The sequence below is a fragment of the Enorma phocaeensis genome (assembly GCF_900186505.1).
In the GTDB taxonomy this organism is placed as follows: Bacteria; Actinomycetota; Coriobacteriia; order Coriobacteriales; family Coriobacteriaceae; genus Enorma; species Enorma phocaeensis.
Genome location: NZ_LT891969.1, coordinates 372,878 through 387,355 on the forward strand (window position 1 = coordinate 372,878; position 14,478 = coordinate 387,355).

The following is a 14,478-nucleotide window of genomic DNA, read 5'->3' on the forward strand; positions in this document are numbered from 1 at the left end:
GAATGGAGTTGTTCCTGATGGAGATGGATGACCATAAACGTAGACGGAATATGATCCTCTACGTCATCATCGCCCTCTTGGTGTACTTGATCTTGAACACCTTGCTCTTCCCAAACATGGGCCAGCAGGCTCAGATCACCGATGTGAGCTACAGCACGCTGCTCGATGATCTTGAGAACAAGGAAGTCGACAGGATCGATTACACCACCGGTGAATATGACGCCGTCTACACGCGCAAGGGCGAAGCAGACAACGTGGCTTATCAGACGACGATCCTGCCTGGGTCCGAGGACACGCTAATTCAGCTCATCCGAGATTCCGGCGCAGAAATCGACGTCGTGGTTCCAAACAACGATTCGAGTCTGTGGACCTATTACCTGATGACGCTGGTCTTGCCGTTCCTGATCTTCTTCTTGATCGGGTGGTGGTTCAACAGGCGCATGAAGAAGGCGTCTGGTGACGACGGCCCCTCGATGAACTTCGGCGGCGGCTTCGGCGGCATGGGAGGCGGCGGCCTCGGCAAGAGCGGCGCTCGCAAGGTGAAATCTGAAGACGTGGGCGTTACGTTCAAAGACGTCGCCGGCCAGGAGGAAGCGAAGGAGTCCCTCAAGGAAGTCGTCGACTTCTTGGAGAATCCTAAGCGCTACGAAGCCATCGGTGCGCGCCTGCCCCGCGGCGCTCTGCTCGTGGGGCCTCCGGGTACCGGTAAGACGTTGCTTGCAAAGGCCGTAGCCGGCGAAGCGGGCGTGTCGTTCTTCAGCATTTCGGGTTCTGAGTTCGTTGAGATGTTCGTGGGCCGTGGTGCCGCCAAGGTTCGCGACCTCTTCAAGCAGGCGAACGAGAACGCCCCCTGCATCGTCTTCATCGACGAGATCGATGCGGTCGGCAAGCGCCGCGACCAGGGCCTTTCGACCAACGACGAACGCGAGCAGACGCTGAACCAGCTTCTTACCGAGATGGACGGTTTCGACAATCACAAGGGTATCGTGGTGCTTGCCGCTACGAACCGACCGGATTCGCTCGATCCGGCGCTGCTGCGCCCCGGCCGTTTCGACCGTCGCATCCCCGTCGAGCTGCCCGACCTGGCTGGTCGCAAGGCGATTCTCGAGCTCCATGCCAAGGACGTTAAGACGCAGCCGCCGATCGACCTGTCCGCCATCGCGCGCGCGACCCCCGGTGCTTCCGGTGCCGACCTGGCGAATATCATCAACGAAGGAGCCCTGCGCGCCGTGCGCATGGGTCGCAGCCGTGCCATGCAGGAGGACTTCGAGGAATCGGTCGAAGTCGTCATCGCCGGCCAGCAGCGTAAATCCACCGTGCTTTCCGACCATGAGAAGCAGGTCGTCTCCTATCACGAGATCGGCCACGCTATTGTGGCGGCGAGCATGAAGGAGGGCGCGCCGGTCACCAAGATCACGATCGTGCCGCGCACCTCGGGGGCGCTAGGTTACACCATGCAGGTGGAGGAAGACGAGAAGTTCCTCACCACGCGTCAGGAGGCGCTCGACAAGCTTGCTGTGTACTGCGGTGGGCGCGCGGCGGAGGAGCTCATCTTCAACGAGATGACCACCGGCGCGGCAAACGATATCGAGCAGGCTACGAAGCTCGCCCGCAACATGATCACGCGCTTCGGCATGTCGGATGAGTTCGGCATGATGGCTCTCGGTACGGTGCAGAACGCCTACCTCAATCAGGACACCTCGCTAACCTGTGCTCCGGGCACTGCGGAACATGTGGACGAGGCCGTGCGCAAGCTTATCGAGGATGCGCATTCTCGAGCTTTGCAGATCCTTAAGGAGAACAAGTTCAAGCTGCATGAGCTCGCGCGCTACCTGTATAAGAAGGAGACGATCACCGGGCAGGAGTTCATGACGCTACTCAAGCGCGAGAACCCGCTAATGCCGCCGAAGCCGCAGGCATAAGAGGGCCTTCATCCCGCTCGCCCTTCTCCAAATCACACGGTGAGCATGCAACCATAAAAGCCCCGCTTCGGCGGGGCTTAATGTGTGGCTTATAGGACAAAAAGTGTGTCCGAATCATGGGCATCGACGCAGGTCGATGCCCCTTTTTCACGCGCTTAAATCTCCAGGGGGAATTTAACCACTCGGACAGAAAGTGTGTCCGGATTCGCTCCTGTCCCGCAGGTAGATGACTGAAAATCAGGCCGTTAAAACCCCGATTACCGAGGAGCTGGGGATGAAGGCGGTCAGGTGCCCCTCTTGCGGGGCGAAGATGAAGAGGAACGGGAAGACGAGCGCGGGCGCGCAGAGGTGGAGGTGCGGGGCGTGCGGCGCCTCGACCACGGTCTCCTACGACGACGCGGCGGCGAGGCTCGACGAGTTCCTGGCATGGCTGCTCTCGAAGGCGACGCAGGCGGACATGCCCGGGCAGGGGCGCACGTTCAGGAGGCTCGCCGCGGGCTTCTGGCCGATCTGGCCCATGCCGGAGCCCACGGGCGAGGTGCGCCGCGTTCTCTTCGTCGACGGCATCTGGCTCGCCCGCGACCTCGTCGTGCTGATCGCCTACGACGGCGAGCACGTGGTCTCGTGGTACATGGCGCAGGCGGAGGCATCGAGGGCGTGGGAGGCGCTGATGGCGCCCATCCCGGCCCCGGACGTGGTGGTGTGCGACGGCGGGACGGGCTTCGAGAAGGCGAGGCGCCGCGCATGGCCGCGCACGAGGGTCCAGAGGTGCCTCTTCCACGCGTTCTCGCAGGTGAGGCGCTATACGACGACGAGGCCGAGGCTCCAGGCGGGCAGGGAGCTCTACGCGCTGTCAATCGAGCTCATGCACCTCGACACCCTCCGCCAGGCCGACTGGTGGGTCGAGCGCTACCTGCAGTGGTGCGGGTTCTGGGCCGACTTCCTCGAGGACGTCTCCTACGTCGACGGCCGGCGCCAGTTCACCCACGAGAGGCGCAGGAAGGCGAGGTCGTCGCTCTCGAGGCTCGTGAGCGCCGGCACGCTGTTCACCTACCTGGACCCCGCGCTCACGGCGGAGGGGCCGCTGCCGCGCACCAACAACCCGATCGAGGGCGGCGTCAACGCGCAGCTCAGGGAAGTCCTGCGCAACCACCGCGGGCTGTCGCTCATGCGGCGCGTGAAGGCGGTCTTCTGGTGGTGCTACATGCACACCGAGGGCCCGAGGCCGGCGAGGGAGATCCTTCGCTCCATGCCCACCGACGACGACATCGACCTCCTGTACAGGACCTACTCGGCGTCGCCCAAGCGCGAGGACGGCGGGCCGGAGTGGGGCGACCGGGCCGTCTGGGAGGAGCTGCACCACAAGAACCCGTACCCCTTCTGGCTGGATTAGGACACGTGTTCTATCGAGACACACTTTTTGTCCTATAAGCCTAATGTGTCTTGTCGCTGTTGATGCGCTCATTCAACCAAGGAAGTGATGTCGCGCCTGCTCATACGGGAGGGACATCGAGCTCGATTGGGTGCGGCTGGCCTTCGGAATCATTCATACACGAGTTCCGAGAGCGTAACCTCCGCCCAGCTATAGTTGGACATATAGGTTCCGCGGAAAAGATGCTCGGAACCGGGTTCGTGCTCCAGAGCGTTGCGATGGCATCTGCTGAAGTGACGAAGCCGCCTCGGCGGTCTACGAGCAAGGCGAGAAGCTCCTTCGCCTTCTCGCTTCGGAATGGGATGGGCTTGCCGTCTACGAATACGTCGAAGTACCCGAAGGTTCGGATGCTCACAAGGGGAGGCCTAGATGGGTCTCCGCTTCAAGCTAAGGCGCGCAGCGCGTGTATGTCGGTCGAGTTCGGCATGGATTCAAGGCCGAATCGGTAGATGGCGCCGGTGTTCAACCGAGCCGCTTTCGCGCATCAGGCAAGCACGTAGATTCCAATGGCAGCTCGATGCCATCCACAGGCGATGCGTTGCTGGCGGGTGCTTGGGCGTTGGTTCTTGCCGGAGCCATGCTTGTGCTGCTCGGCTCCTTGGCGCGCCGCGAGAATCGGGGTTAGCCCCTTCATCTGGATAGATGCGTGCCCCAGGGCACGCGGGCGGATCGCCGATGGCGCGAGGCGCATCGGGTTTTCCGGTGCGCTTCGTCTTTGGTATATCATGGCTCTGTCCCATGAGAGAGGTGCCTATGGCAGTTGACGCTACACGCGAGCTTCGCTTCGCGATTCTTATCGACGCTGACAACGTTTCCGATAAGTACATAAAGATCATCCTCGACGAGGTTTCGAACTCCGGCGTGGCTACGTACAAGCGCATCTACGGTGATTGGACGAGCCAGCGTCTCGCTTCTTGGAAGGGATGCCTGCTCGAGAACTCGATCATTCCCATCCAGCAGTACAGCTATACCTACGGCAAGAGCTCTACCGATTCGGCGATGATCATCGATGCGATGGACATACTTTACTCGGGTAACGTGGACGGGTTCGCCATCGTGAGCTCGGATTCTGACTTTACGCGCCTGGCCGCTCGCCTGCGCGAAAGCGGTATGCAGGTGATCGGCATGGGGGAGCAGAAGACCCCCGAGCCGTTCATCTCCGCCTGCAACCAGTTCAAGTACCTTGACCTGCTCTATGCCGCCCGTCGTTTGGAGGATGCTGCCGACGACGACGCCGAGGATGCCGATGAGGGGCCGGACGATAAACGCACTAAAAGGGGTGGGCGCACCACCAAGCATGCTCCTAAAGCCGCCGCGTCCACTTCCGGCAAAGGCAGGGCAGCCGTCGCCTCGCCTGATGCTGAGCAGCCCTCCTTGCAGGCTTCCAAGGCGACCTCCCGTTCCAAGCGGGCCCCTGGAGATCTTGGTGGGGACACACCCGGCAGCGCTCAGGGTTCCGAGCTTCAAGAGCCATCGGACTTCAACGAGCTCTCTCGCGCTGCGCGCCGCCGCCATATGAAGCGCATCCGCTCGGCTGTCGACGCGATCGTCGACCAGTTCTCCGATGAGGAGGGCTGGGTCTTCTTGGGCACCGTCGGCAGCGAGCTGCCCAAGCGCCTCTCCGACTTCGACGTGCGCAACTACGGCTACAAGAAGCTGAGCCCGTTCCTCAAGTCGATGGGGGTTTACGAGTTCGATGAGCGCGCGATGTCCTCCGGCTCACGCGCTGTCTACTTGAGGACCAAGGAGCAGTAGCGAGGCACCTCCGCTTCTCTGGCGGCTCGGTTTCGCTGCTGAATGCGAACGAGCCGGATTCGTAACGGTATGGTGCAGACGAGCCCATCCGGACTAACGGATGGTATAGTTTGCGTATGCGCAGACGTTCGTCTGCTATCCGATGACGCAACATAGAAGGTGATACCATGGGTATTCTTGATGATATGCAGGCCACGCTCAACCGTGGCGTTGCAGGCGCCAATCGCACGGCATCCTCTTTGAAGCTCAAGAACCAGCTCAATGACGCCATGCATCGTCGTCAGCAGCTCGCTGGCCAGCTTGGTGCGAGCCTTTATGAGGTTACCAAGGACGATCCGGCATTCCGCGCCGGACGCGAGGCCCTCTACGATGGCATTGCTCAAATCGACCAAGAGCGCGCGAACATCCAGTATCAGCTTGATGAGATCGAGCGACAGGCGACTGCTGCCACCCAGGCCGCCACGTTCATCCAGTGCCCGTTCTGCCATTCCCGTATGGCAGCGACCGATATGTTCTGCTCGGGGTGCGGCAAACCCATGGCAGAGATCCAGGCTGCTATGGCACCCGTGCAGCCCGCTGCCCCCATGCCTCCCGCAACACCGGCTGAGGGCCCGAGGTGCCCGCATTGCGGTGCGGCCGTCAATGAGGGCGATGCGTTCTGCATGTCATGCGGCCAGAGGATCAACGAGTAGCTCATTTCGAGAAGTCTGCGGGGAGGGCGAGCCCCTTCCAAAGCATGAGCGAAAACGATGCGCCTGCCTCTCATCTTCGAGTGGCAGGCGCATCTCTGTGCGTCGACGCGGCGTATCCAGCCGCTCTGCGAAGCTATGTTACAGCGAGCGTCCGTAGGAGTCGGCATCGCGGATGGCACGCATGAAGCGAGCAGGGTCGATCGGCTCCGGCTTCCCCTGCTTCCATTCGTTGGTGTGCTCGGCTGCCCGCTCGATCTGCGGAATATCCGCTTCGGTGAGGCCGATCTCGCTCAAGGTGACGGGAAGCCCGATGCTCTTGTTGAACGCGGCGTAGCGGGCAAGCTCCTCGTTCTCGTGGCGATAGGCGAACATGACGAGGACGCCGAAGGAGACGACCTGGCCGTGCAGGTAGGTGCCCTCGCGAGGCACCGAGGTCGTTCCGTTGTAGAAAGCGTGCGCGATCGATGAGTTGTAGTAGAAGTCAGGCTGGTTAGTCAGGTTGGAAACGTAGCCGGTGTTCACCACGATGTCGAGGACGACCCGGCGCACCGCCTCGCTCGCGCGGTTGGCGCGGACGTCGGCAAGTCCCTGCTCGCCCCAGGTCATGAGGGGCTCCGTGCAGGTGTGCGCGAGCGCGAGGCCAAGGGTCGCGGTATGTCCCAGCTCGTCACCAGAGGTGGCGTATTCGACTTCGGGTTGCTTGGAGAGGCCATCGCCGATACCCGCCCAGAAGTACTCCGACGGCGCTTCGGCGATGATCTTGGGATCGATGAAGATATGCGCGGGGCACGGCGGGTAGGCATAGCCCTCGAGCGAACCATCATCGTGGTAGATGACGGCGATTGCCGTTGCAGCGGAGCAATTGGAGCAGATGGTCGGCACCGAGAACACCGTCTTCTTGAGTTCGGCCGCCGCGGTTTTCACCGTATCGATGGCCTTGCCGCCTCCGATTGCGAACGCCACGTCCGCTTCGCAAAACGAAGGATTCTCAAGCAGCCGGTTGACGTTGGTGCGCGTTGCATCCTTGCCGTAGACGATGGTGTCAGTGATCGCTATAGGGGTCTCGTCGAGTGCCTTCTTGATGCCGGGCGCGGCGGCGCCGAGCGCGCGCTCGCCTCCTACGAGCACGACCTTGGTCGCTCCATAGCTTTCGAGTATCGTGGGGATGGCATCGAAGGCGTCTTCGCCGACGGTGTAATCGCTCATCTGGATGGTGCGCATGTGCCCTTCTTTCGTCGTTGGCTCAACCCGATTCATTGTAGAACGATGACGGTGCCGTAAGATGGAGAACATGGTTAGGGAGGTGTGCGCATGCGCATCGCGGTAAGTGCCTGCCTGTTGGGCGAGCGCTGCAAGTATAACGGCGGAAGCAACCTGGATGAGGGATTGGTCGCAGCCCTTGCAGAACACGAGGTCGTTCCGATCTGCCCCGAGGTCGCTGGCGGTCTTCCGACGCCGCGCCCCCGCTCTGAGATTCATGGGGATACGGTCGTGAACGAGCATGGCGTGAGCGTTGACGCTGAGTTTCGCGCGGGCGCCCAGGCGGAGCTCGGGCGCGCCCTCAAAGATGGCGCCCTCGACGGCGCGATCTTGCAGCCCCGGAGTCCTTCGTGCGGTATAGGCTCGATATACGACGGGACGTTCTCCAAAACGCTGGTTCCAGGCGACGGGGTGTTTGCAACGTTGCTCAAGGAACAAGGAATTCCGGTCTATGTACCAAGTGAGTTTCTTGAGCTCACCGACCGCATGGCAGAGCGCTTATACTTCCCAACAAAGAGATCGTGAGCGATGGCTCTGCTCAAAAGGAGGGGTCCAGATGGATCAGCAGGGAAACCCGGTAGATCTATTCGATATGCGCATCGCGCACATCGGTATTAACGCGCGGGATGCGGAAGATGCCCAGCGCATAGCCACTTTGTTTGAGGCGCTGTTCGGGCTTCCCGCCAACGACACGCCCATCTCGATCTTCAGCGACACGCTGATCGAGGTCATGAAGGGATGTGGTCGTGGCGAGAAGGGGCATATCGGGTTCGCGGTCAACGACCTCCCTGCAGCCGAGGAGTACTTCTGCGCCCGCGGGCTCACGCTCAACGAGGACTCCCGTTCTCTCAATGCAGATGGATCTACGAAGCTCGTCTACTTCAATGAGCAGATAGCCGGTTTTGCGATTCATCTTTGCCGCGCCTAACGTGGCCAGAAGCCGCGCTCATGCCCGCTCGCATGAAGCCCAGCAGGCAAGAAGCTCTGCCTTGATCGGCGGGCCAGAAGCGCTTCGAAAGGGTTTCGAGCTCGCATCGGCTCGGCCGTGAGGCGTTTCATGAACTTCGCAAGCTGGGCACCGGCGCCTGAGCGGCGTGCTACAATACGGCCCAATGGCTGTGATGGGGACGAGTAGACGTCTACCGCGCTCTTAAGAGAGCGAACCGGATGGCGGCTTCGGCTGCCGGCGCTGGGAGGTTCGCGGGCGCGCGCGTTCGAATATCACCCCGGAGCTGCGGCCCGAACGGGTTTTTGAACGAGGAGCGCTTGCATGCGGTCTGCTCGTCATCAACCCCAGTAGACGTCGCCGGGACGACCGCCGTCATGTGGTCGGCCGAGTACGGGCACGCAGGTGCCTAGGCTGGGTGGTTGCAAGCGGAGAGCTTTCCGCGCGTTGTGTGGGTGCAGGCCCCGTCGCGCGGTATCACGAGCGCTTCGTCCCAGCTTGAGGGACGGGCGCTTTTTTCATGCGCCCAAATGACCGCGGGGACGCGCCGAATCCCCGTGCGTGAGGAAAGGGGAGGGCTTCCCGTGGCGAAAGAAAAGAGCAAGTACCAAGAGACCATGAACCTGCCAAAGACCGGGTTCCCCATGAGAGCCGGGCTTTCCAAATCGGAGCCCAAGCGCCTTGAGATGTGGAACGAGAACCACGTCTATGAGCAGCTTCAGAAGAAGAACGAGGGGCACGGCAAGTTCGTCCTGCACGACGGCCCTCCGTATGCGAACGGCCCGATCCATATCGGCCACGCCATGAACAAGATCTCTAAAGACATCATCATGCGCTACCACGCCATGCAAGGCGAGCAGACGCCGTATGTACCCGGTTGGGACTGCCATGGCCAGCCCATCGAGCACAAGGTGGAGGAGAAGCTCGGTACCGCGAAGTTCAACGCAACCCCCACCGCGAAGATTCGCGAGATGTGCCATGAGTTCGCCGTCGAGAACATCGAGCTTCAGAAGGCCGGCTTCCGCCGTTTAGGCGTGCTCGGTGATTGGGACCATCCCTACCTCACCCTCTACCACGAGCACGATGCGGCGGACATCGAGGTCTTCAAGGCCATGTTCGACAAGGGCATGATCTATCGCGGGCGCAAGCCGGTGCATTGGTGCAAGCATTGCCATACCGCCCTCGCTGAGGCGGAGATCGAGTACGCAGACGAGACGAGTCCCTCCATCTTCGTGCGCTTCGAACTCATCGATGTCCCCGAGTCCCTTTCTGAGAGCAAGCTCCCCGTCGACGTGGTGATCTGGACCACGACGCCGTGGACCCTTCCGGCGAACTCGGGCGTTGCGCTCTCGCCTGAGGCCGATTATGTCGCCGTCAAATCGCAGGGACGCCTCGGCATCATGGCGAAGGCGCTCTGGGAGAAGGTCTTCCACGAGGTCGCCGGCATAGAAGACGCCGAGCTGTACACGCCTGCGGGCGCAGCCGATGTGTGGTGCGCCAAGGGCGAGGAGCTGGTTGGCATCACCTACAAGCAGCCCATCTTCGAAGGCGTGACCGGCAAGGTGGTCACGGCGGACTATGTCACGCTCGAGGACGGCACCGGATGCGTTCACACTGCTCCTGGCCACGGTGTCGACGACTACTACACGGGCGTCCGCTGCGGTTTGCCCATCATCATGCCCGTTGACGATGATGGTCGGTTCTATGTTGGCGATGAGTACGGTACCGGTGGTCCGTTCAGCGGGCTCGATACCGATGAAGCGAATCCCAAGATCATCTCCTTCCTCGAGGAGCGCGGAACACTTCTAGCCGAGGTCAAGATCAACCATAGCTATCCGCATTGCTGGCGCTGCAAGCAGCCGACGATCTTCCGCGCCACGGATCAGTGGTTCGTCTCCATGGATGAGACGGGCTTGCGCGAGCAGGCTCTCGATCAGGTGCTCAACCACGTCGCCTGGTATCCCGACCATGCCAAGAACCGCATCGGCGCCATGGTGGAGCAGCGCCCCGACTGGTGCATCTCGCGTCAGCGCAACTGGGGCGTTCCCATTCCGAGCTATACATGTGCTGACTGCGGCGAGAAGGTCATGAACGACGCGACGCTCGATGCCGTGATCGCCCTCTTCAAGGAGAAGGGCTCCGACGCCTGGTTCACCGACGCGCCCGAGAGCTACCTAGGCGATGCGTGCGTGTGCTCCAAGTGCGGCGGGCATCACCTCAAGGCTGATCGTGACATCCTTGACGTGTGGTGGGATTCTGGTGTCTCGTGGAAGGCGGTTTGCGAGAACCGGCCCGAGCTCGGCTATCCTGCCGACATGTATCTCGAGGGCTCCGACCAGCATCGCGGTTGGTTCCAGAGCTCTCTGTTGACGAGTGTGGGCGCCAATGGCGTAGCGCCCTACAAGGCAGTCGTCAGCCAGGGATTCACGCTCGACGGCCAGGGCCGCAAGATGTCGAAGTCGCTCGGAAACGTGATCGACCCCAACAAGGTCTGCGACGAGATGGGTGCCGACATCATCCGCCTGTGGGTGGCCTCGGTCGATACCTCGACGGACGTTGCGATCGATCATGAGATCCTCGCGCGCACCTCGGATGCGTATCGCCGCTTCCGCAACACGTTCCGCTTCCTGCTGGGCGAGCTGGAGGGCCAGTTCGATCCCGAGTGCGAGGAGGTTCCCTTTGCCGACCTGCTGCCTCTCGACAAGCTCATGGTGGCACGTCTCACGCAGGTGCAGGCCGAGGTCGATGATGCGTACCGTACCTACGAGTTCAACCGTGCCTACCGCACGCTTTACGACTTCGTGGTCACCGAGCTCTCCAACGTCTACCTCGACGCGCTGAAGGACCGGCTCTATTGCGAGAAGCCCGGTTCCCTCGCTCGCCGGAGCGCCCAGACCGTGCTCACCGAGCTCCTTTCGATGCTGCTGCGCGACCTGCAGCCCATCCTCGCGTACACGTGCGACGAGGTCATGGCGTTCGCGCCTGCTGGCGTTCGCGATGGCGAGACGTTCGCGGCGCTGCTGTCGTGGTACCAGGCGCCCATCGAGCTCGAAGAGGCGAACCGCTACGGCACCGTTCTCGATGCCGCCATGGAGCTTCGCGGCGCGGTGACGAAGGCCATCGAAGACGCTCGAGCTTCGGGGACGTTTACCAAGAGCCAGGAGGTACGCGTCAAGGCCACCGCTCCTGAGGATGCCTACGCGCTGCTTACCGGCGACATGGCTTGCGATCTTGCCGAGTTCTTCATCGTTTCCGAAGTCGAGCTCGAGCAGGGCGATGACTATGCTGCGGTTGTCGAAGCCGCCCGTGGCGAGCGCTGCGATCGTTGCTGGAACTACCGTGAGAGCACCGGCGCGCATGGCGAGCACGAGCATCTGTGCGACCGCTGCGCCGAGGCGATCGGAGCCTAATCGGACTGCAGGGTGCGCATCCGGGATCGGGTGCGCACCCGTTGCGCGGGGCTATTAGGAGGGGAGGCGTTGTGCCCGAGTCGAACCGAAGCGTGGCGCCGCAGCCGCGCATCGCTTGGCGCTTCGCGGTGATGGTGCCGCTTGCCGTTGCCTTCGTGGTCATAGACCAGATCTCCAAGATCGAAGTTCGTGCCGCCCAATCTGCGGGAGCGTTTCCGATAGAGGTCATTCGGGGCGTGATCGGTCTTGAGTACGTGGAGAACCGCGGGGCTGCCTTCGGGCTCGGCGATGGCTTCGGCTGGGTATTCGTCCTGCTTGCCTTCGTGATGGTCGTGGCTTCTATGGCGTATCTTTCTCGTGCGACGCTCGTATCGAGATTCGAGGTCGTGGGCCTTGGGATGGTGTGCGGAGGTGCGGTGGGAAATGCGATTGACCGTGTCACCCAGGGCTTTGTGACGGATTTCCTCACATTCAGGTTCTTCGACTTCCCAAGCTTCAACGTTGCCGATATCGGGATCACGGTCGGTGTCGTCGTCGCGCTCATCGGATTTGCCGTTCTCTCGCCGGCCAACGCTGCTCCTGGTGAAGAGGGGGGCGGTGGCGCAGATGGCCGGTGACATCCATCTGCTGGTAGATGCCTCTGGTGCCGGCGTGCGCCTGGATTCCTATCTTGGCGCCCAGGACTGCTGTCCCTCGCGATCGGCGTGCGCGCATCTCATCGACGCCGGCGCCGTCGCGGTGAACGGGGAAACCTGTCTTTCGAAGAAGTATGCGGTCGTTGCGGGCGACCGGATTTCCGTCGAATTGCCCGAGCCGCGCGACCCCGGTGTGGTTGAGCCCGACAACATCCCGCTCGATATCCGCTATGAGGACGATTACCTCATCGTCCTTTCCAAGCAGCGCGGGCTCGTGTGCCATCCTGCTCAAGGTCACGACCGAGGCACGCTTGCCAATGCCCTTGTATACCATTGCGGCATCGATCATCTGGGGACCCTCCAAGGTGAGGATAGGCCAGGGATCGTTCACAGGCTCGACCGGGATACATCCGGCCTCATGCTTGCCGCCAAAGACGATGCGACCCAGCGCGCGCTCCAGGACCTCATCCGCTTGCGCACGCTCGATAGGCGCTACATAGCGCTTGTGCACGGCTATATCGCGCACGACGAGGGTACCATCGATACGGGTATCGCCCGCTCCACGCGAGACCGCGTCAAGATGGCGGTGTCCGATGACCCGTTCGCCCGTCAGGCTATCACGACGTTCCGCGTGCTGGAGCGCTTTGACGCGGGTAGGGCCGACGACGGCTACACCCTTGTGGAATGCCATCTCTATACCGGGCGCACGCATCAGATTCGCGTGCATATGCGGCACATCAACCATCCGCTCGTGGGGGATCCCCTCTACGGCAAGGGCAAAGGTGCCGAGCGCTCCGATCGAGGCCTCACACGGCAGTTCCTGCATTCGTGGCGGGTCAGCTTCGCCCATCCCGTGACGGGGGAGACCATCGAGTGCCGCGATACCCTTCCATGGGACCTTGCCGCGGTTCTCGAGGATATCGAGCCCCTTTCACTCGGGCGCACGCCGGCTGGAGAAGAAATCGTCCCACAGCTCCTCTAGCTTGAAGGAGCGAAAGGCCGCTCCCGTGTGCATTCTTGGGAAACCGCTCGGGTCGCTCGGGTGCTCGGCGCACGGGAGCGTTTGGGTGGACTACACTTGGTCGGGTATCAATCCGTTGCTTGGAGTGTGTTCGTGCCGGAATTGTTCGCAGCATTTCTAGAAGCCACGCCTATCGTCAAGTTCAACATGCTTGTGGTGGGCTTTTTCACCGTCTTCTTCGCCTACCAAGCGGTGTTCTTCGTCATCGGTGCGCTTAAGGGCGAGTATCGCTACCCCAAGGCGCGGCAAAACCACCGCTATGCGTTTTTCATCGCCGCCCACAATGAGGAACAGGTCATCGCGAACCTCGTTCGCTCCATCAAGGCCCAAGATTACCCTCAGGAGCTTATCGACGTCTTCGTAGTCGCCGATTCCTGCACTGATTGCACGGCGGAGGTCGCGCGTTCTGCAGGAGCCATCGTGTACGAGCGCAACGACCTTGCACGTAAAGGCAAGAGCTGGGTCATGGACTACGGCTTTGCGCGCATCCTGCGCGAGTATCCGGGCGTTTACGAGGGATTTTTCGTCTTCGACGCGGACAACCTCGTGAGTCCCGACTTCACAACCATCATGAACGATGCGTTCGACCAGGGTTACATGGCTGTGACGGGATACCGCAACTCCAAGAACTTCGGCAGTTCGTGGATCTCTGCGGCCTATGCAACCGCCTATCTGCGCGAGGCGCGGTTCCTCAACAACGCGCGCATGATATGCGGTACCTCCTGCGCGGTTTCCGGCTCGGGCTACCTGGTTTCCGCCCGCATCATCGAGGCCATGCATGGGTGGCAGTTCCATACGCTCACCGAGGATATTCAGTTCTCGACCTTCTGCGCGATACACGGAGTCCGCATCGCATACGCGCCCGCGCAGTTCTATGATGAGCAACCGGTGACGTTCAAGGCGTCCTGGAAGCAGCGCATGCGCTGGACCAAGGGATTCTACCAGGTGTTTTTTACGTATGGGGCGCATCTCATCAAATCGATGGTGCGTTTCAGGCGCTTTTCCGCCTACGATATGTTCATGACCGTTGCCCCGGGCAACCTCATCACGCTCATCTCGATACTCGCGAACGGGACCTTTCTCATCGTTGGCTTGTTGAGCCATGGTTTTCTTGCCACCGATACCGAGATCGCGACATGCTTCGAGTCGATCGTCATGACGCTCGTCGCGCTGTACCAGACGTACTTCTGGATGGGCCTTTTCACGACCATCCTGGAGCGCCGCAGCATCCACTGCACCAAGCGCTGGCGTGTCGTGCTCAATGTCCTCACGTTCCCGCTTTTCATGTTCACCTATATCCCGCTCATCGTTGCCGCCCTCTTCCTCAAGGTAGACTGGGTGCCAACCCCCCATAGCATCTCGCTTACACTAGACGAGGTGGTGGGCGAGACCGCGTCCTGAGCAC

General features: G+C 61.4%; 11 protein-coding genes. 10 read left to right on the forward strand and 1 reads right to left on the reverse strand.

Annotation, left to right across the window (positions count from 1 at the left end):
• Nucleotides 1–17: 17 nt before the first annotated feature.
• The 4 genes from ftsH (at nucleotide 18) to C1717_RS04585 (ending at nucleotide 5,801) form a co-directional block, all read left to right on the forward strand.
• Complete coding sequence (ftsH, locus tag C1717_RS04570) at nucleotides 18–1,922, forward strand: ATP-dependent zinc metalloprotease FtsH (protein ID WP_180965859.1); 1,905 nt, start codon at nucleotides 18–20, stop codon at nucleotides 1,920–1,922.
• A gap of 274 nt (nucleotides 1,923–2,196) precedes the next feature.
• Nucleotides 2,197–3,315: an IS1249 family transposase gene (locus tag C1717_RS04575; protein ID WP_102372040.1), complete on the forward strand. Its 1,119-nt coding sequence runs from the start codon at nucleotides 2,197–2,199 to the stop codon at nucleotides 3,313–3,315.
• A 792-nt stretch (nucleotides 3,316–4,107) separates the two neighbouring features.
• Nucleotides 4,108–5,109, forward strand: a complete 1,002-nt coding sequence (locus tag C1717_RS04580; RefSeq protein ID WP_102372041.1) for an NYN domain-containing protein — start codon at nucleotides 4,108–4,110, stop codon at nucleotides 5,107–5,109.
• A 167-nt stretch (nucleotides 5,110–5,276) separates the two neighbouring features.
• Nucleotides 5,277–5,801, forward strand: a complete 525-nt coding sequence (locus C1717_RS04585; protein ID WP_102372042.1) for a zinc ribbon domain-containing protein — start codon at nucleotides 5,277–5,279, stop codon at nucleotides 5,799–5,801.
• A gap of 138 nt (nucleotides 5,802–5,939) precedes the next feature.
• Here the strand turns inward: C1717_RS04585 and C1717_RS04590 are convergent, their stop codons facing one another.
• Nucleotides 5,940–7,022: an iron-containing alcohol dehydrogenase family protein gene (locus tag C1717_RS04590; protein WP_102372043.1), complete on the reverse strand. Its 1,083-nt coding sequence runs from the start codon at nucleotides 7,020–7,022 to the stop codon at nucleotides 5,940–5,942.
• Nucleotides 7,023–7,112: 90 nt separating this feature from the next.
• On the opposite strand from C1717_RS04590, the gene C1717_RS04595 reads away from it, so the two are divergent.
• The 6 genes from C1717_RS04595 (at nucleotide 7,113) to C1717_RS04620 (ending at nucleotide 14,474) form a co-directional block, all read left to right on the forward strand.
• Complete coding sequence (locus C1717_RS04595; RefSeq protein WP_102372044.1) at nucleotides 7,113–7,586, forward strand: 2-thiouracil desulfurase family protein; 474 nt, start codon at nucleotides 7,113–7,115, stop codon at nucleotides 7,584–7,586.
• Between the two features lie 31 nt (nucleotides 7,587–7,617).
• Complete coding sequence (locus tag C1717_RS04600) at nucleotides 7,618–7,989, forward strand: VOC family protein (protein WP_102372045.1); 372 nt, start codon at nucleotides 7,618–7,620, stop codon at nucleotides 7,987–7,989.
• 635 nt (nucleotides 7,990–8,624) lie between these two features.
• Nucleotides 8,625–11,417, forward strand: coding sequence for an isoleucine--tRNA ligase (ileS, locus tag C1717_RS04605; protein ID WP_219722279.1), 2,793 nt, complete (start codon nucleotides 8,625–8,627; stop codon nucleotides 11,415–11,417).
• A gap of 71 nt (nucleotides 11,418–11,488) precedes the next feature.
• Nucleotides 11,489–12,034, forward strand: coding sequence for a signal peptidase II (gene lspA, locus C1717_RS04610; protein ID WP_245859468.1), 546 nt, complete (start codon nucleotides 11,489–11,491; stop codon nucleotides 12,032–12,034).
• On the forward strand, nucleotides 12,024–13,034 hold the full coding sequence (locus tag C1717_RS04615) for an RluA family pseudouridine synthase (protein ID WP_102372313.1): 1,011 nt from the start codon (nucleotides 12,024–12,026) through the stop codon (nucleotides 13,032–13,034). The genes lspA and C1717_RS04615 overlap by 11 nt, the downstream gene beginning before the upstream one ends.
• Nucleotides 13,035–13,220: 186 nt before the next feature.
• Nucleotides 13,221–14,474, forward strand: coding sequence for a glycosyltransferase family 2 protein (locus tag C1717_RS04620; protein ID WP_102372314.1), 1,254 nt, complete (start codon nucleotides 13,221–13,223; stop codon nucleotides 14,472–14,474).
• The last annotated feature ends 4 nt before the right edge of the window (nucleotides 14,475–14,478 follow it).